At 56.8% G+C, this 16,975-nt stretch carries 21 protein-coding genes and 1 pseudogene; 6 read left to right on the forward strand and 16 right to left on the reverse strand.

Translation table 11 applies throughout. The features are described 5' to 3' along the window. Positions 1-155 precede the first annotated feature (155 nt). Together ACLEJR_RS16810 and ACLEJR_RS16815 are read left to right on the forward strand one after the other, a co-directional pair. Positions 156-2,483, forward strand: coding sequence for a hypothetical protein (locus ACLEJR_RS16810; protein WP_440815179.1), 2,328 nt, complete (start codon positions 156-158; stop codon positions 2,481-2,483). 153 nt (positions 2,484-2,636) lie between these two features. After that, complete coding sequence (locus ACLEJR_RS16815) at positions 2,637-2,813, forward strand: DUF3606 domain-containing protein (RefSeq protein ID WP_440792727.1); 177 nt, start codon at positions 2,637-2,639, stop codon at positions 2,811-2,813. Positions 2,814-3,146: 333 nt separating this feature from the next. On the opposite strand, the gene ACLEJR_RS16820 is transcribed toward ACLEJR_RS16815, so the two are convergent. Continuing rightward, a complete protein-coding gene (locus ACLEJR_RS16820; RefSeq protein WP_440792725.1) occupies positions 3,147-3,356 on the reverse strand; it encodes a hypothetical protein in 210 nt (69 codons plus the stop codon). A gap of 192 nt (positions 3,357-3,548) precedes the next feature. Between ACLEJR_RS16820 and ACLEJR_RS16825 the strand changes: the two genes are divergently transcribed. Then, positions 3,549-4,010 carry an HD domain-containing protein gene (locus tag ACLEJR_RS16825; protein WP_440792723.1) on the forward strand — a complete coding sequence of 154 codons (462 nt, stop codon included), beginning with the start codon at positions 3,549-3,551 and terminating at the stop codon, positions 4,008-4,010. Here the strand turns inward: ACLEJR_RS16825 and ACLEJR_RS16830 are convergent. The 6 genes and pseudogenes from ACLEJR_RS16830 to ACLEJR_RS16855 all read right to left on the reverse strand — a co-directional run bounded on the left by ACLEJR_RS16830 (position 3,980) and on the right by ACLEJR_RS16855 (position 6,303). Beyond that, entirely contained in the window at positions 3,980-4,315 is a 336-nt protein-coding gene (locus ACLEJR_RS16830) for a hypothetical protein (RefSeq protein ID WP_440792722.1), read from the reverse strand. The two genes, ACLEJR_RS16825 and ACLEJR_RS16830, sit on opposite strands and share 31 nt — an antisense overlap. A gap of 60 nt (positions 4,316-4,375) precedes the next feature. Beyond that, complete coding sequence (locus ACLEJR_RS16835; RefSeq protein ID WP_440792720.1) at positions 4,376-4,645, reverse strand: YceK/YidQ family lipoprotein; 270 nt, start codon at positions 4,643-4,645, stop codon at positions 4,376-4,378. A 51-nt stretch (positions 4,646-4,696) separates the two neighbouring features. Next, positions 4,697-5,440: a zeta toxin family protein gene (locus ACLEJR_RS16840; protein WP_440792718.1), complete on the reverse strand. Its 744-nt coding sequence runs from the start codon at positions 5,438-5,440 to the stop codon at positions 4,697-4,699. Continuing rightward, positions 5,427-5,690, reverse strand: coding sequence for a hypothetical protein (locus ACLEJR_RS16845; protein ID WP_440792716.1), 264 nt, complete (start codon positions 5,688-5,690; stop codon positions 5,427-5,429). Before ACLEJR_RS16845 ends, ACLEJR_RS16840 begins: the two co-directional genes overlap by 14 nt. Positions 5,691-5,882: 192 nt before the next feature. After that, positions 5,883-6,095: pseudogene (locus ACLEJR_RS16850) on the reverse strand (hypothetical protein). Between the two features lie 7 nt (positions 6,096-6,102). After that, positions 6,103-6,303 carry a hypothetical protein gene (locus ACLEJR_RS16855; protein ID WP_440792714.1) on the reverse strand — a complete coding sequence of 67 codons (201 nt, stop codon included), beginning with the start codon at positions 6,301-6,303 and terminating at the stop codon, positions 6,103-6,105. A 634-nt stretch (positions 6,304-6,937) separates the two neighbouring features. Here ACLEJR_RS16855 and ACLEJR_RS16860 point away from each other — a divergent pair. From ACLEJR_RS16860 to ACLEJR_RS16870, 3 genes are all read left to right on the forward strand, one after another. Further along, positions 6,938-7,147, forward strand: coding sequence for a hypothetical protein (locus ACLEJR_RS16860; RefSeq protein WP_440815182.1), 210 nt, complete (start codon positions 6,938-6,940; stop codon positions 7,145-7,147). Between the two features lie 90 nt (positions 7,148-7,237). Then, complete coding sequence (locus ACLEJR_RS16865; protein WP_440798590.1) at positions 7,238-7,978, forward strand: hypothetical protein; 741 nt, start codon at positions 7,238-7,240, stop codon at positions 7,976-7,978. Positions 7,979-7,980: 2 nt separating this feature from the next. Continuing rightward, positions 7,981-8,676 carry an SOS response-associated peptidase gene (locus ACLEJR_RS16870; protein ID WP_440815183.1) on the forward strand — a complete coding sequence of 232 codons (696 nt, stop codon included), beginning with the start codon at positions 7,981-7,983 and terminating at the stop codon, positions 8,674-8,676. On the opposite strand, the gene ACLEJR_RS16875 is transcribed toward ACLEJR_RS16870, so the two are convergent. From ACLEJR_RS16875 to ACLEJR_RS16915, 9 genes are all read right to left on the reverse strand, one after another. Continuing rightward, the gene (locus ACLEJR_RS16875; protein WP_440815186.1) at positions 8,654-9,166 is read right to left on the reverse strand and encodes a lysis protein; all 513 of its coding nucleotides are present in this window, start codon (positions 9,164-9,166) and stop codon (positions 8,654-8,656) included. The two genes, ACLEJR_RS16870 and ACLEJR_RS16875, sit on opposite strands and share 23 nt — an antisense overlap. Next, positions 9,163-9,588 carry a cell wall hydrolase gene (locus ACLEJR_RS16880; protein WP_440815189.1) on the reverse strand — a complete coding sequence of 142 codons (426 nt, stop codon included), beginning with the start codon at positions 9,586-9,588 and terminating at the stop codon, positions 9,163-9,165. Before ACLEJR_RS16880 ends, ACLEJR_RS16875 begins: the two co-directional genes overlap by 4 nt. Continuing rightward, a complete protein-coding gene (locus ACLEJR_RS16885; RefSeq protein WP_440815190.1) occupies positions 9,588-10,133 on the reverse strand; it encodes an HNH endonuclease in 546 nt (181 codons plus the stop codon). Before ACLEJR_RS16885 ends, ACLEJR_RS16880 begins: the two co-directional genes overlap by 1 nt. Before the next feature lie 115 nt (positions 10,134-10,248). After that, positions 10,249-10,614, reverse strand: a complete 366-nt coding sequence (locus tag ACLEJR_RS16890; RefSeq protein WP_440815191.1) for a phage tail protein — start codon at positions 10,612-10,614, stop codon at positions 10,249-10,251. Beyond that, positions 10,604-10,945, reverse strand: a complete 342-nt coding sequence (locus ACLEJR_RS16895) for a hypothetical protein (RefSeq protein ID WP_440815194.1) — start codon at positions 10,943-10,945, stop codon at positions 10,604-10,606. Before ACLEJR_RS16895 ends, ACLEJR_RS16890 begins: the two co-directional genes overlap by 11 nt. After that, positions 10,945-12,213: a hypothetical protein gene (locus ACLEJR_RS16900; RefSeq protein WP_440815196.1), complete on the reverse strand. Its 1,269-nt coding sequence runs from the start codon at positions 12,211-12,213 to the stop codon at positions 10,945-10,947. The genes ACLEJR_RS16895 and ACLEJR_RS16900 overlap by 1 nt, the downstream gene beginning before the upstream one ends. Before the next feature lie 14 nt (positions 12,214-12,227). Next, the gene (locus tag ACLEJR_RS16905; RefSeq protein ID WP_440815198.1) at positions 12,228-12,953 is read right to left on the reverse strand and encodes a hypothetical protein; all 726 of its coding nucleotides are present in this window, start codon (positions 12,951-12,953) and stop codon (positions 12,228-12,230) included. Next, positions 12,954-13,340: a hypothetical protein gene (locus ACLEJR_RS16910; protein ID WP_440815200.1), complete on the reverse strand. Its 387-nt coding sequence runs from the start codon at positions 13,338-13,340 to the stop codon at positions 12,954-12,956. Further along, positions 13,337-16,894, reverse strand: coding sequence for a host specificity protein J (locus ACLEJR_RS16915; RefSeq protein ID WP_440815201.1), 3,558 nt, complete (start codon positions 16,892-16,894; stop codon positions 13,337-13,339). The genes ACLEJR_RS16910 and ACLEJR_RS16915 overlap by 4 nt, the downstream gene beginning before the upstream one ends. Positions 16,895-16,975 lie beyond the last annotated feature (81 nt).

Raw genomic sequence — 16,975 nt, forward strand, 5'->3', positions numbered from 1 at the left:
TGACAGTTAAAAACCGAGCAGGAGTCAGGCTACATAAGTAGTTACTCATTCAACTCGTCTGTCGCAAAGCTGACCGCCTAATATCCGGAGTACATCGAAACCTGATTTCAACGTTGAGGTAATACTTCGACGTTTCCTGCGTAGGAAACAGTGCCATGGACCGTCAACTTGAAGAACTGCCTGATCATTCAATTACCGAAGCCAAACTCACACGCCGCCTGTCTGCGCGTATAGGTGCATTGTTTAGTTCCGTTTCCGAAATGCTGGAAGATGTTGATCTTGATTACTCGACACTATCGGCCGGCGACCTCCTTCTGGCGCAGGGCTGGCGTTATGAAGTCATGATCCAGACCGCTGAACCTCATCTTGTTACTGCCGCAGGGTTGAAGCTGCGCGTACTTCCCGACGCATCGGAGCGGATGTCCCTGGCGGCATTCGGTGCAGACGCCTCAGGCAACGAGGATTGCTTGCCCGCGCTGCAGAAAGCAGCAAGCGCGGCCAACGAGGCACAAGCGACGCTGGTTGCAAGGGGCCGATTCAAGCTCCTGGGTAACGGCCTGGTTGAACTCACCACCGATTGCGATTTCTCTGGCGCCATATTTGATTGTTCGTCCTGGTCCGGGCGTTTCGTATTCACCCGACAGAACAGCCCACAGACCTATGGACCGGACTCCCCGGTCGTCCGGCTTTTGATGAGTTCCCAGGATCTGGACGTAGGCTCGTCGCGATTCTCGGGCTGGTTCGGCCGTCCGGAAGTCAGCGACAGCTTTGTCATCATCTACACCGAGCAGGATTTTTATACCTATCGCTCGGAGACAAAAAAACGAATTGAGTTAAACAGAGTCTACAAAGATGGCGTGGTGTGCTCGCCATTAAGATATTCCTTGGCGGGCGTTAACGTATCCTCGGTCAAAGTGTTTCGAATGGAAGAACGACGACGCACGGTCAAGGGATTAACGTTGGATATCCGCAACAATGCCGTGTCGAGTGAATATGTCCGGGTAAGTACCAGCCTGCTCGATCTGGATGTGCGCTTCATCCAGGATGAAAGTATTTATACGCCACGCAATCCAACCTATATTTACTTTTTCGAGTGCTGCCAGGTTACGGCCCGAACGGAAATGCAATGGGCCATCCGCAACGAAAGCTTCAATTATGCCTATAACTTCCAGCTCAATACCTGCTACGACATAGAAGTAACCCCCCGTGCCGACGGTGAAGGATGGGGGGCGACTGGTAATAATCTCTGCCAACGGGTCACCCTGCGAGACGGCGTGCTCAGTCGTGTGGATTTCCATCAGCCGTTCATGGAATGGTTGCGATTGCGCAACATGGTGGTAGGCCACAGCGGGATCCTGGTTACCGCGCTGGGCAATCTGGACCTCGACACGGTCACCTTCCACGCCCGAAGCATGGCGCTTCGCAGTGACGGGTTCGTCAAAGGAAGAGGCGACACGGGAGGCTTCTGCGATGGCGACCTCTTGATGCGCAACATTACGATCATCAGCCACAGAGCGGTCGGCGACCTGGAGCTGCTCCTGCATTCGCAAAGCCCTGGCACAGCAAAACCCGCGGGAACCCCGATCGACTATCGATTCTGGCGCAGGATCATCGTCGAGGGTCTTCAATATCGATCCCAGTTGAATGTGCCCCAACGGCTCTGGGTCAGGCCTGGCCGAATTCAAATCATCGATGCTTCCATCGCAGTTTGCGAAGAATTCACCCTCCACAACGCCCATGGCAGCGGCCTGAATGTGGACGTCAATCTCAATGACAGGCTCCCCTCGAAGCCATCCATGTTCGCGCTCAAGCTCGACCTGGAAAACATCGTGGGGGAATCCATTGCTACTCAGGGCGATAACACGAATTTGCGGATCATTGCGTCCATCAGAAATTGCCGTGGTTTTGGCCAGGAAGACGGGATCGCCTTCAAGCCACAGGCGCCGGGCGAATACACCATGACTGGCGGTTGCGTCTCAAGAATCGACTGCTCAGCCCCCCAGCCACCCGTTGCGCCTGTCCTGCTCCAGACGTATGGCGCATTGCTCATTGATACTGACGATGATCAGGACTGGGTCAGTGCCGGACAGAACTGCGATATCCGTTTGATCGATTGCACATTCAGGGTACGGGTGCAGGACAGGCTTGCAACACTCCTGGGTGCATTGCTGGAGCGCCCGAAATTCTTCATCAACAACAGCAGGAAACTCTGGCCTCTCGGCGAGGACCTGCATGGCAAGCCAGGAGACCTCGAGCTACCGCACCCCCCGCGAGAGGGACAAAAAGTCAGGCTGGTCATGGGGTACACCAGTAACTCGACTGTAACCGAAGTGGAGTTGCTCATACCCGCCGTAGGGGGACGTACGGTCTTTGCCGGCTTTCATGAGGACGATGAACCAGGCCTGGGCATCCTGCATCGCATCACCGAGACCACTCTCGCCGTTTCCGGCGATGTCTGGTTCAGGTACTTGCGTCTTGGATGACAGCAAACTCGGCGCTGCCAGGCGGCGAGCGACCTGCGGACTGATCGCGATGAACCGAAGAACCTTCGGCAATGATCTGGCACAAATCGTTAAGCCCAGCGGTCTACCTTGTTGTCGCCTGGCGATCCCAGGCCTTATGCAAGGAACGAAGCAATGACTGATAACTTGAGCAACCGCGGCCCCCAGGACCGGAACCGCATCAATACTTCCGAAGAATGGGAATTGAAGTACTGGACGAAGGAGCTCGGGGTCAATGAAGACCAGTTAAAGGCTGCCGTAAAGGCGGTTGGACCGATGGTGGTAGATGTTCGCAAGCACCTGGGTCAATGAGCACCTCGAGCCCTACGCATGACGTGGGGCTCCTTGATAAACCGCTGGAATCCGCCAAATAGAAAAAATGAATTATTGCTGAAGGCCCTCGGTCAAGAATTATGAATGCAGTCAACGCAGTGACGCAGTATCTGACGAGGTAACAGCAATGACTATCGAAGCAGAAACACTCGTACAACTGACCGAGGCACTTCAGGACCGTGGGATGGTGATGGTTTGCGATGTAGCTTTCACACGAGCCCCGTACAGACAGAATCATCGCTGGGTTTGCATCGTAGAGTAGACGCCGCGCCGGTGGCCAGGATCCGGTTATCCAAAGCGCTTTGAGGGCGGCTATGAACCGTCCTCCTGAACCTCACCAATCCTGAGCTCGCGCACGCCACCTGGGGCGGCGAAACGAACCACCGCTGCCTTTCCCTGGGCCAAGGCATGGAGATGGTCGATCAGCGCTCGGTGAGTCTCGGCGCGCATGATGATCTTGTAGCCGTGCGCTTTATAGAGCGTCCACCTCCCCTCTTCGAATTCGATCCTGTAGACATCCATACCGGGTGCTCCGAACGTGTTAAAGATAGATGACCGGCCGACCGTCGCGTTCCACGTTTATGCCGGGCGGAAGAAACCAGTGTCGGAAAGTTGCACCAGCACCCCATCAAGACATTCGCTACGATGTCCCGTGAAGCGGTCACACTGAAGAGCGTGGCGCGCTGAGAAAATGAGAATTAGGCGAGACAGCTCATGAGTACGCTTGAAAAGGCCATATCCATTGCAGCACAGGCCCACGAAGGGCAAATCGATAAAGGTGGCTCACCCTATATCTTGCATCCGCTGAAAGTCATGCTGCGCCTGAGGGGTGACGAAGAGCAAATGGTGGCGGTGCTGCATGACGTGATCGAAGACACCGAGGTAACGCTCGCCGACCTGCGCAATGCAGGCTTCAGCGAAGCCGTCCTGGTCGCCATTGAATCCCTGACCAAACGCGAAGACGAGACTTACCAGGCCTTTATCCAGCGTGCGGCACATAATCCGCTGGCCCGCCGGGTGAAGTTGGCTGACCTTGCGGAGAATAGTGATTTGTCTCGGATCGAGCACCCAGGTCCGAAAGACCTGGAGCGGGTGGAAAAATATCGCAAGGCCAGCGAATACCTGGCCCGGTTGGAGCAGGCCAACTACAACGGACAAGTCCCGATAACCGAATAGTCTGGACTGGAAGATGAGATTTGCACCGCCCAACCCTTGGCGAAAACCAATTCGTTCTGCTCGACAAGTGCGCTGATTTGCGGACAGAGTTTTTGGGCGTCTTCGGCAGAGCCGTCTATGACAATGTTGACCGTCCGGCTCTTGGCCGAGAACTCCGAAGCCTGGGTCAAGGCGTCGAGGCCATCGAGTATTCTGCAGAGCGTTGATGCGCTCTCTTCAGACTCATCCACCGCGCTGCTGTAAGCAGTCTGAACAGTTAACACACTCAGCAGACATAACGCGCACGCCACTAACTTGCTTGTCACTTACGTGCTCCTTGTTCTACTCAGGAAATCGGCTCATGGATCGCCGGCATAGCTGACGGCTCAGTCCCGAGCAGGGTCACTGGCAAAAGCGGTATACGGCAGGAACAACGTATCGACGACGATGCTGAACGGCAGGTCGATCACCGCCAGCGGTACCAGGGCCCGTAGGATCCCGGCATCTTCGTCCGTCGCGGCCTTGATCAGCTCGATATCACTGGCGGATCCGCAATAGGGATGAGGCCCGCAGCGGGGGCGATCGTCGAAGGTTTCGGAGAGTGTGGAGCAGCCTGCGAGTGATACAACGGCCAGGGTGGCCAGGAAGAACTTCATGCGGTGGCTCCGAAATCGCTACGCACGGACTTACCGTCGCACAATTGATATTTAATAGTCGCCAGAGTTCGTAACCTTGTCCACGTACCCGTGCACGAACCAATCCGGTATTTCCTCTTCATGGAACTGGAGTTCCGTCCCATCGGTTACTTCAGCCAGCAGAACGGACTGCTCCCCGGAGTTATCGAAAATATAAGCACGATTCGAAGCAGCGATGGCGGCAGGAAGAAGCTCAACCGAACGGTAGTAACGTTCAATAATCTTGTCTTGCGCCACGTCGTGACCACCATCGTCGACACGGTTCGCAACCCGGTTGATATTGATTTCTGGGGACTCGGTCGCGACAAAATATAGATATGTTCTGTAGCCATTGGCCCGTGCCAGCTGCATGAACTCAACTTTGTCCTTAAAAGACATTACGGTTTCAAATGTAAAGCTGACCTTCTGGGCAAGCAGATTGTGCCTAATGAAGTCAGACATTACAGAAGCATAATAGGAGTTCATCTGGACGCCGCGAAAGTCCACGCGCTGATCGTTTAGAGTTATCAGGTCTGCATGATCTTGCTGTCCTGCTTTTTGAAGCAGTGGGTGATCCGCGAAGAACGTTTGCAAAGCTTCTAGAGTCGTTGTGATATCAAATTTTGCAAGATCAACAAAACCAGAAGCGTTGGCCTCCTTCTCTATCTCGTCAGCGTTTACATACGTGCCGATGAGATTAGCGGGGATCTGCTCTTTGATCGTGCTCTTGCCGGATCCGTTAGGGCCTGCAAATACTCGCAATCTAGGCACTGGCATTGATACAACGAACTTTGACGACTTCTCCTACAGTCACCTTGCGACGAGGCTTGGCTTCGCCAACCACCCGTACACTGCCGTCAGCCTTCGACTCAACTATCTGGTTACCTTCAACCTTGAGCACCGCATGTCCAGCCGCGAGGGCGCGGAAAAACGCCGCATGAGTGGCTCCTGCTGCCACATCAGGGATCTGAAGCTCCAGATTCCGAATAGCTTGCTCTGAAAGAGGTTTTTTTACAGTTTCAGTCATGAATTTCCCCTCCAAGATTCCATCGTACTATTGACACGAATGAGCTTTTAAAGGGCTACCGCGTTCCTCCCCTTGCTCAGAAAAAAGACCTGAGAGTATCGCCGCAACGACAGCATGATACAGGCTAACGAGACCACTGTAGTGCTTTTGCAGCTCCCTGGGAACGTGCGCCCCAGAAGCCGCCCGTTTCAGTTATTCCGCCGCCTCCGCCCGCAGCCGTCTTCCAATCACGTCACACCACGTCACACCGCCACACAGCGACGTTGTTTGTCATTTACGAAAAACGGCATCTGAACTGATATCCGAACGAAACGCGATATTTTCCAGCACCTGAGTGACGGTGCGGATGCGGTAAACGGCGATTTCGAAAACGACATCGAGGGGCGCTTCGGTGTCGATGAGCAGTCAAACATCAATGAAGAACCCTGCGGCTCTGACCTATCCTGATCCTGTCGAGCGCTCTGTTTAAAGCATCCAAGGCGCTCAGCAAGGCTTTCGCCTCCGCTTCCCGACCGTCCCCCCAGAGGCGTTCAGCCATTTTGTTGAGTGCCTGGATAGAGCGCTCAATGTCGGCAGCAGTCACCGCTGTGCTTTCCTCAAGCTTACTTGTCATTGGTTAACCCTTCTTCGAGGTCAAAAGCACAAAAGCCGAGTAATGCGTGGTCTTGCGGCGCTTCTATTGGAAGTGGATATTGTCGGTTCGACGAGCCCAGCCCTATGCTGGGCTTCTTTGCCTTTTACACCGTCCAGATTATTTTCTGCGGCGTATTCTCGTTGACACGGATGATACCAACACCCTCCTTGTCCTGGGGGCTCGGTATCCTGGTTTCGACAAGGTTGTAATCGGCACGGGTTGCTTCCGCTCGCAGAGCGTCACTCCATTCCTGCTTCAAACGAGCTCTGAAGTAGGATTTGCAAAAGTTTTGCAAATGGCAGAAAACAAAAAGGGGTTACCGTTTCCGGTAACCCCTTCTAGACCGCCCAGCAGAGCGGATTTTGTTTGGTAGGCGCGATTGGACTCGAACCAACGACCCCCACCATGTCAAGGTGACCGGTAGGCTACCGTAACCCCTTGATATGTAAGTAAAATACTTATTTTTTCGTCACGCGCAAATTCTGCATATGCCCCTATAAGAATCAATAAGTTAGCGTTGGATATTCCTACAGTAGTCCCCCCTCCTCCGGCGTCCTGCCGACCAAAAAACATTCCCCCTGCTACGCTGATTCCAATGAAGCAGGAGTCACCCATGCCGAACCTCGATTTACTACCCTCCCTGCTCACAAAAATCACTGAAAACCAGCACGCCTTAGAAGCTGCGCTCATGGAACTCGCGACCTGGGCGAAAAAAAGCGGATCGCCCGAAGTCGCTGAAAACGTCCGGGGCGCTCTGGCTACGCTCGATCTCAACGAAGAGTTCATAAAGATGAGCCTGGCCGTCATGAGTTCGCCCGACTGAAGGGCGGCAGCTCGTCGGCTCCTTCTCGCCCTGATCCGCTCGCCTCGATTACTGTATATCCAAACAGTATTCGACAAGCGAACCCGCACCATGAACTTTGAAGAAGCCAAGGCAATGAGGATTGCCGCCTGGCGATCCACGCTCGATGACCACGAATTCAGAATGAGTAACCCGGAGGCGTACAGGCTATCTCTTCACAGATGCAGCGCCAGGCTTGCCGAAGAGGGACTGATCGACAGTCTTGATCAGTACGACATGGACGAAATGGCAAATGCTGCCTACTGGCTAGAGATTGAAGAGCGTGATGCGCACCCTGTGTGGCGGAACCCTGCTTCGAACTACGACGTCATACCGGTAAGTGGCGGGCCAAAAATCGCGACAATCATGAATGCGGTTTTTCGCTTAGAAGCAAACAAGGGTGATCGAATTCGTCCGTATGACGGTTTGATCCGCCGCTCTGAGCAAGGACTGAAGCTCGAAGGTCGCTACGGCTCTTTCGGAGGCCGCATCGACGGTTTGGTCCTGACGGTGGAGGATGGCAGTCAATTCGACTTGGTCGAAACCGAGCGCAGGGTGAACGGGGTTATCTATCCCGCAATTGAAGATCCTGAGGTGTACCGGTGGATGTCCGATGTTGTCCAGGTGGCGCTGGAAAATAGGCACTTGGACCTCATGAGACAGGTTCGCCCCTTTTTCGAGCTGGCGAAGTTTGTTCGATGCGACGTCTGCGAGGATAACTTTTGCTTGCGGGAAGAGTGCGAGAACTGCGATGGCTGGGGCTTCGTGCCGAAAACGATCGAGCACCAGCGCGAGCTGAGCATGAAGGGGTAGGTATGTGCGGACGACTGTCGCAGTACACCGGAATCCACGACTTCGTAGCGGTGTTGGGTATGCACCCTGGAGCCTTTGTCGAAACCGTGGGTGGTCAGCCGTTGGAGCGATACAACGCGGCTCCCTCGCAACAGCTCGCCCTCTTCCATCAGGAAGGCGACGAGTTGCACGCCGACCTGGTGCGCTGGGGTTGGCGGCCGCACTGGGCCAAGGACCGCGCCGCCCCAATCAACGCCCGGGTCGAGAAAGTTGCCCACGGTCCCTTCTACCGTTCGATCTGGCCCAACCGCGCCATCACCCCGATCGACAACTGGTTCGAGTGGGTCGATGAAGGCGGGCCAAAGAAACAGCCCTACCTGATCCGCAGGCGCGACCGGGCGCCGATCTTCTGCGCGGCCATAGGCCAATTCCCCACGGCAGGCCGCGAGCCGAAGGAACACGACGGCTTCGTCATCATCACCGCCGACAGCCAGGGCGGCATGATCGATGTCCACGACAGGCGGCCCGTGGTGCTGAATGCCGAACTTGCCCGGGAGTGGCTTGACCCGGCGACGCCGACGGAGCGCGCCGAACAGATGGTCCTTCACCAGGGCGAGCCGGCCGAGGCTTTCGAGTGGTTCAAGGTGGACCGTGCTGTGGGCAACGTGAGGAACCAAGGCCCGGAGCTGATCAGGCCTATCGCTGATTCAATCCCCTGACATACGCCTGGCAAGCAGCCAGCGCGATCAACCCCCGGTCGCCGTCGTCGGTGATGCCGATAATTCGTTGAGCATGCGCTGGGTCAAGTTGGGCTCGCGCTCTTCCATGAACCACGCCGCCGGCGCCGGCGGTGGCAGACACTGGGCTGCAACTGGCTGGATCCTCGATGAGGACTGACAGCCGCAGATCAGCAGTGGCAAGGCGATCGCGCAGGCGATCCTGATCACGTTGGGCATCGCTCAATTTCCTGAAGTGGGTTTGTTCGCTGGCTGACAGTTGCTGTTCCAGGACGAGGCGCTTGTCCTGCTCGGCCTTGGCCTGGGTGGCGGCTGCGCTGCTGATATTGTCCAGGTCGGACTGGTGCAGGCGCGCCTGGTCAGCCAGCCGCCCACCGTAGCGCCAGTCCTGGACCCTCCAGGTGACACCGACGGCCAGCAGCACGACCGCTAGCACACCGACAGCCCAGGCCTTCAGGCCCAGCGGGTTCATGGCACGTCCTTGAAGAAGACGTGGTTGCCCAGGCGCAGGGTCTGGGTTGCTTTGGCTGCCCAGGCGGGAGGCTTCGGCATCGTGGTTGCGTAGTAGTGGGTCGCGCCCTTCGTCAGGTCCGGTTCTGCGCCGGAAATCACCAGATCGGCCGCCCGCTGGGCCTGTTCGAACTGCTTCGGCGGGATGGGCTTCGCGCCACTCAGGAATGGATAGTTCGGGTCGTTCTGGTTCCAGCAGCTGAACTGGTACGGCTTCAGGCACACGCCGGCATAGCCCTCACCCCACCAGGACTTGTCCCGGCCGTCCTCTACTCGGTTGCGGATGGTCCAGGCCACGGCGATCTGGCCGGCCAGGCCCTCGCCGCGAGCTTCTCCGTATAATGTCCGCGCCAAAATGTCGCGGTCTTTTTCGGTCGCGTTCATCAGATATGACTCCAGGATTTTCGGTTGACGATTTTGGAAATGGTTTGGAAGGCGACGCCGAACTCTCGGCCGATAGCGCTCAAGCTTGCGCCGGTCGTCCGCCGCTCCCTGATCTTCAGCACCAAGTCGTCTGTGAGCTTTGCACAACCATTCTTCGCACCCGCCGGGGCTGTGCCGTGAGATATCTTGTCGCTCTCGTTCTCGGCGTGAGTTTTCCAGGAGAGGTTCGAATAATGCGTGTTGCTCGGGTCGCCATCGCCGTGGGCTACTTCGTTTCGTTCCCCTGACGGGGCCCCAAGGAAAGCCAGTGCCACCAGTCGATGCGCTTCGAAGTGCGCATGCTTGCCGTTGATCGTGAGCTTGAATCTTGGGTAGCCGGCGTGATGCCAGCAAAAAGAAAGCATCTTTCCGGGAAAGGTGCGGCGGCCAGGGGTACGCCGGCGGACGTGGCCATATTCACTCACTTCATAATCGTCAGAAGCGTGACACCTACGCCATTCGATAGCCTCCAGGCTCACCCCAGCGGGCATCGGGATATCTCTCATGTCCACCCCCACAACGTGCGGGCCAGGATGTCTCGGTCCTTCTCGGAAACAGTCATAACTTTTCTCCAGGCAAAAAAAATCCCGCTCGGTGGCGGGTTGCGGTGGCAGCTTCGTATCAGATGGTTTCGTCGGCTCGCAGCATCGGGGCAGCGATGATCTGGGGAACGGGCGGCTCTACCGGCCACACCGGCGACTGGTACCAAGTCGGCTGGACCGTGACCTTGCCCAGGTCATACTTGTACTTCTTCCAGGCCTTCAGTGTGGTCAGTAGCGCGGCCTGCTCGGCCTCGTCCTCCTCAGTGGCCTCGCCGATGTCGATGCCGAAACCGATCGTGTCGATGCGGTCCTGAATGCGGGCGATTTGCGCAACCGCCCTGGTGTTGCGGGCCAGCAGCTCCGCCTTGGCTGCGGCGAGCTGCGCGGCCTGTTCAGCGGCGTCCTTCATGGCTTTTGTGATGAGCTGTGACCAATCAATGTTCATCTTCGCCCTCCGGCGTTGTTTCAGCATCAGGAACAGGGAGAGGCAGCGGAAACTCAACAGGGCCGTCCTGAATGTTATCCAGCGGCACTGGGAATGCCTGCTCCTGGCTGTAGTTCCAAGGAAGCGGCAATAGGATCGTGAAGACCAGCTCGCCGCCGACTCTGTCCACCTTGTCCAGAAACCACTGAGAGGAAATGGCAGAGGCCGGCAAGGTGTCACCCTCACCCATTTGCGAGAAATCAAACGACTCGCCGTTTACTGACAGGACGTCGCCGGTCTTAACTATTTCCAGCGTGTCATCACGCCGCTGTGGGGAAAGAAACATTTTCATCAGAACCACCGTCCCATAGCGAACCATTTGCGGGTGACTGAAGCCCCCGAAACCGATACGAAGTCAATGATATAGAGAGTTGCCGCACTCACAGAGGACGCCCCGCCACCCGTGGCAAAAACACCGGATGTGCGGTTGGCCTGCAACGAAACAGTTGGCGAGGCGGCGAACTGGAGAGGGAACGTCCAGGCTGCGGCTCTATAAAAGATCGAGGCGTAGCCGATGTCGATGTTCATTGTTACGACATCTGTGAAGCTCGCCAGCATCGTCCCGTCGGCGAATTTCACATACTCGCCGTTGGCATTGCTTCCACGCTCTATGATAGCCCCCGTCGGGACACCTGAGCTTTGGCTGACCGTGCCCACCATTGCGCCGGGCGCTATGCGTTGTGCGATACCTGCGTTATTGCCCGTGCCACCAAACGCCACGCTAAGGGGCGTGGTTAAGCCAGTCAGAGAGGTGATATCACTATTGGCACCGGCCTTGGCTCGAAAGTCCCAGGCTGACCATGTTCCAGCCACCTGATACCGGGTGTATTCCGGTCCGCCAGTTACCGCTCGGCAAGTCTGGTACGCATATCCGTTGCTCGGGTTGTTCCAATGGAACACGTAGCTGTTGATGTTGGCCGGAAGAATTCCAAGCCCGGCGGCTGACACGATGTTCAGCTGTGTCTGCCGAGTGCTGTTGAGGCTGGCTTCAGCGATAGAGACGCCAGTGCCGCCCCAGCCGAAAGCGCCAGGTGTTAGCAAACGACCAGCCGTCACATCGCCCGTATTCTGTTGTGGGACGAGCCCCAGGCCCGACTGCGCGGCTGCCTGGGTTGTTCCACCTGTGCCACCCTTTATTACCGGCAGCACGTCGTAGTTGCCTGTGGTCCCCAGGCCTAGCCCTGCTCGAGCGGTAGCCTGATCAGTGCCTCCGGTTCCGCCTTTGTTGACCGGCAAGATGTCGTAGTTGCCCGTCGTACCGAGTGCGGCAAGCTGCGCTCCGTAGGTATTGACCAGCGCTCGCAGTGCATCAGCCGAATCCTTGACGTAACCCTGCATCGGCGCAAGCGCGTAGCTGCCCCCAGATACAGTAGCCCCCAGGTACGGTGGATCGATTGACAGGGAAGTGTTGCTGGGTGCGTTGGTTACCTCGTACCAGCGGCCATCCGGACCACGGAATGCATCACCGACCCTACAGTTCGCGATGAAAGATGTTCCAACACCTGTTACAGCATTGGAATTCAGGACGACAGAGACCGTCCCGGTTTTATACCAGGGCATGCGCAACCCCTCAGTTAAGTGTTGAAATATCTGGACGCGGGAAACTTGCACACAGGAATGGCAAGGCAAGTGCCATTAGTTCCTTGATAGTACCAGTCAGCCGTGATTTTTTGATTGTGTATTTGAAGCGTGCGAACGCCACCCGACAACAAAGTTAAACCTGCGTACTGAGAATGACCTGTAAACCAGTTGACACCTTTATCTATTGAGGAAATAGAAACAAAATCATCTTCATCTATAACAAGACCACTGGCATAGACATCCACTATATCGCCCTGTATAAAAGTCCAGCTTTTTGTGAACTTTCCATATCTAACTACGTTATCACTTGAGGAGTAGATAACTCCACCCAGGGAATCATACAGCTCTAGTCCGTAGTTAGAAGCGCTCCTCAAATTTGAATACATGCATGAAACATATTCCATGTTATAGTTTTGTAGATTTGGGTTCCCCCTTACCGCAGAAACAACTTGGAATCCAGTCCAGGAACCAGGACCTCCGAGAATGGTGGTGAACAGACCAAGGTCAGCATGCACCCCGTTCACGACCCTGACGAAGACCTGCGGCGGCTCCTGGGTAGTGATCGGCTTTGCAAACGTAACCGCACCAAAGCCTTCAGCGTCGGTATACTGGGAAAGTATTTTAAAAGTACCCCTTTCCGAAAACACCATGATCTTGTATTCGCTGGATATCACCACTGACCCAAAGTCATTAACAGCAGACAAACCGAAATCAGCCATCTAGATCACCCTAACCACCTCGATAACACATTCAACAGTGCTTTCCACCCAGGACTCCAGCCAGCCACCGGTACCATTTGGCCGCCTGTAATTGACATAGGAATAGATCGCAATCTGCGTCCCCCCCAAGTCTTTATAGGTTGGAATTACCGACCTTCCAAATAGCGCTCCGGTGTTGTAATAGCGCGGCGTTATAGTCACAAAACAAGTTTCCGGGCTGTATCCCGCAACATCCATCAAGATATAGTCACTGCGCGGCGCGGGACGCACTATGCCACCTGAAGGATTCGCAGGCAGTATCATCACGGCCAGTTTCTGAAGAGTGAAGTCGTCCATGCCAAGAGCTAACGCGCCACTCTCATTCCAAACATTGATACCAAAACTCATGCGCTTAGATCTCCCAACTGCACGCGCTTGACTCCATTAGCATCAAAGACCTTGATGGCGCGATTGGTTATTGCCAGCCGGCCTCCGCCTGGCGCTGGGCCGTTGAACTCGAGATTTCCGGCTTTATCCAGGCGCCATCCTTGAACACCTGCAACGTAGTTGTCCGATTGCAGGTACTGGCCGATTTTCAGCATCGTGATGCTGCCGTCCTGGATGAAGGCCGAGTTCATGAACACCTGGCCGCCCTGGACCGCGAACGGCACCGAGACAGCCCCGCCCGCGATGGTGTTGACGATGGCGAACCGGTCGGCGCTCACCAGGAACTGGCTTTGCAGTCCAGCGGGCCCATTTTCAATGCCCAGCCCGAAGCCCGCGACGATGTACTGCCCGGTCCCGGAGTTGTACTGCATCTTCACCGACCAGCTCGCCGCGATCCTGCCGTCCACATCGTTGATGATCGACGCGTTCTGCTCGATAGCAGTTTGCTGGTCGCCGACCGTGGTGCTGAGCTGGGTAATTTGCTGCGCGGTCGCCTGCTGATTGGTGACCACCACCTGTTCCAGCTGGGTCACGTTGGCGGCGTTGTCGGCTACCTGCGCATCCAGCGTGGTCAGGCGCTTGGCTGAAGCCTCCGTCTCTGAAGCCCTAACCTTCTGCTCAGTTGCGATTGCCGCCGTGCTAGTCCATCCCTTGAGCGCGTCGGCAAGGTCGCCCTCCCCGTTGTCGTCCCGCCACGAAGCTTTCAGCGCGTCGAAGGAAGTTGCCGTCGCTTCAAGCTCGGTGATGTTGACGGTGTTGGTGGCCACCTGCTGCGCCAAGCCATTGGCAGCGGACACCGACTGGCCGACGTCAATCCAATAGGTCGCGTCCGGCGGCGGCGTGTTGACCGGCACCTGAATCTTCGCCTGGAAGATCCGACCGTCCTGCACCACCATCTTGTCCTTGGCGTACACCTCGCCCGGCTTGTAGGCCGACAGACCGTCAAGTGCGTCGATCTGATCTTGAAGGCCGGGAATCAGGTTGATCTTGTCGACGATGTCCTGGCCGAGCTCCGTTTCGCCGATCTGCCCTGCGATTAGGTCAAGGATCGGCCCCGCATTCGAACTGGCCTGACCCATCACTCCGTTGCCAACCGGGTGCAACGGCCCGATATTGCCGGTCCGATCCACCAGGCGCGCCCAGAAGAAGAACGTCGTGCCCGCCAGAAGGCTCTGCAACGCATAGTCGCTTTGGGGATACGCCAAGTCGGCCAGCTTCGTGGCGTTCTCCAGCACGTTCGTAGGCCCGTACCAGATCTCGGTCCGCTGAGTGTCCTCGGCGCCAGCAGGGAAACCCCACTTGAGGCCGATGCCGAACAACAGTGAAGTGGCAGTCAGGAACGACACTGCCGGCGGGAGGCCTTCCTTGCCCTTGAGTTCCGTCAGTGCCGAGTTGCGCCAGATCGACGAGATGTCGAAAGCGCTCACGGCACGCACGCGAGCCACGTAGGCGCCCGCATAGATGCCGACCACATCCACGTTGGTCGAGCCGGTGCGCTGCACCTTGATCCAGTTACCGCTGTCCTTGCGCCATTCCACGTCATAGGCCACGGCCCCAGATACAGCGGGCCAGGTGATCGTCATGGTGGCGACAGCGAGGCCCTGAGATACAGCCGATGTTGCCGACAGGGTCACGCTGGCCGGCGCCGGAACGACGGTGATCGGGATGACGCTGATTGGCCGCTCTTCCAGCCGGGCGCCTGTGTCGATGTGAGCAAATTTGCTCGGGTCGTACTGGACAGCCGATATCTCGAACACGCCAGGCTCTGGGCGGGCGACTGTGACCACCCGATACAGCGGGATAGCCAGGTCATCGGCATCAAGCGCCCACACCAGTTCAGGCTCCGGAACCACGGAATAGGCAAGTGTCACGGTGACCTGTCGACCGCTGACCAACTGCACAGTGCGCCCTTCACATTTGCCGTCTGGCAGGTTGAGGATCAGTCGATCACCAGGCTTGACCTGGGTGTCGCGGTCCAGTGTGATAACCCTGCCCGCAACAGCCGAGATCCGGCCCCCGACCGGCCTGCCTGCCAGCAGCTCGTCAGCAATTGGAATCACATAGCCGGGCAACGGAATTCTGCCGTCCAGGCCAACCTTGAAGGTGACGGCCCGGTCCTTGGAGTTGGTGAGCAACGCCCACTTGCCCCGGCGCTGCGCCTCGGACTCGCGGGTGCAACCAATGGCGCTGATCTCCAGCGGATTGTCGCCATAGCGTCTCTGGAGCTTCTGGTCGGTTACCGCCGTGACGTCGGTGTCGTAGTTGTTCAGCGGATTGTCGTAGCTGATCAGCGCACGGGTGTACCGGGTGCGCTCCGAGGCGCTGGAATAGGTGAACTTGCCGTCGATGACGTTCGCCCTGGTGTAGGCAAAGTCAAAGTCGGTTGCCCGAGGCATATCTGCCAGGGTGAACACTTGGCCCTGGGCCCAGTAGGTCATTCCCCGGTAGATCGTGGAAATGTCGCGCAGCAACGACCAGGCGTCGGCTTTACTCTGCAGGTTCAGGTTGCAGATGAAGCGAGGCTCCTGTCCACCTTTCCCATCCGGCACCAGTTGGTCGCAATACTGCGAGATGCGGTAGAGTTCCCACTTGTCCACCATCCAGGGCTTGATACGACGGCCAAGGCCGAAACGATCGTTGGTCGTGATGCCGTATGTGTGCCAGACAGGATTATCGGTCCACGCCTCTTTGAAGGTGCCGTCCCAGATACCGCTATAGCTGCGGGATACCGGGTCATAATTGCTCGGTACCTGCCACTTGCGGCCATCGCAGTCAATCGTCACCGCCGGGATGCTGCGGAACTGCTCGGCCGAAAACTCAATGTAAAGGAGTGCGGTGTTCGGGTAGCGCAGTTTGGCGTCGATCACCTCAGTGAAGCCAGCGATCTGCATCGTGTCCGATATTTTGTTGTTGTTTTGGTTGGGCGTGATTCGGGTGATGCGCATCAGCCAGCCGGACGTTGCCTTCGGCAAGTCAATGCGGCGGGTTCGCTCGTAAATGCTGGTGGTTTTCCCATCCACGGCCTCGCTCAAGACCTGCTGATAGGCACCGCCATCGGTGGCTAGCTCAACCTTGTACTCGATGCGATACCCATTGATATTGCCTTTGGCGTCCACTGACTGGAGCGCCGGCCACGCGAAACGCACACGAACGGCCGATAGCTGGGTGTTGCTGATCGCCCGAACCCACGGCGTACCACTGCGCAGCTCGGTACTGATCGTGGTCTCGTTCTCGACCGACGGGATTCCCTGGATATAGCTCTGATCAACCGAGCCGCTGCGCCATTCCCACTTCACGTTCGGGAAGTTCATGTTCCCCTGAGGATCTTGCAGCGGAGTGTTGTCGAGGTATATGTCCTTGGCAGTCGGCGTGCCTGCAAACTCACCTTCACCGACAGCAATCAGCATCTTGGCAATGGCGACAGAGCGCAGGCTATCTGGCGCCTCGGTTGGAGTCTTAGGTTTATCGGATCCGCCCTTAGCGCCATAGATGTCGTGCTTAAGTGCTGCGCCCATGCTTTCCTCCAGGCATTAAAAAACCGCCTCACTGGGCGGCCTGTGTATCTATACAGAGTGGATGAAATGCCACTATCGCCA

The sequence above is a fragment of the Pseudomonas sp. SMN5 genome (assembly GCF_052041925.1).
In the GTDB taxonomy this organism is placed as follows: Bacteria; Pseudomonadota; Gammaproteobacteria; order Pseudomonadales; family Pseudomonadaceae; genus Aquipseudomonas.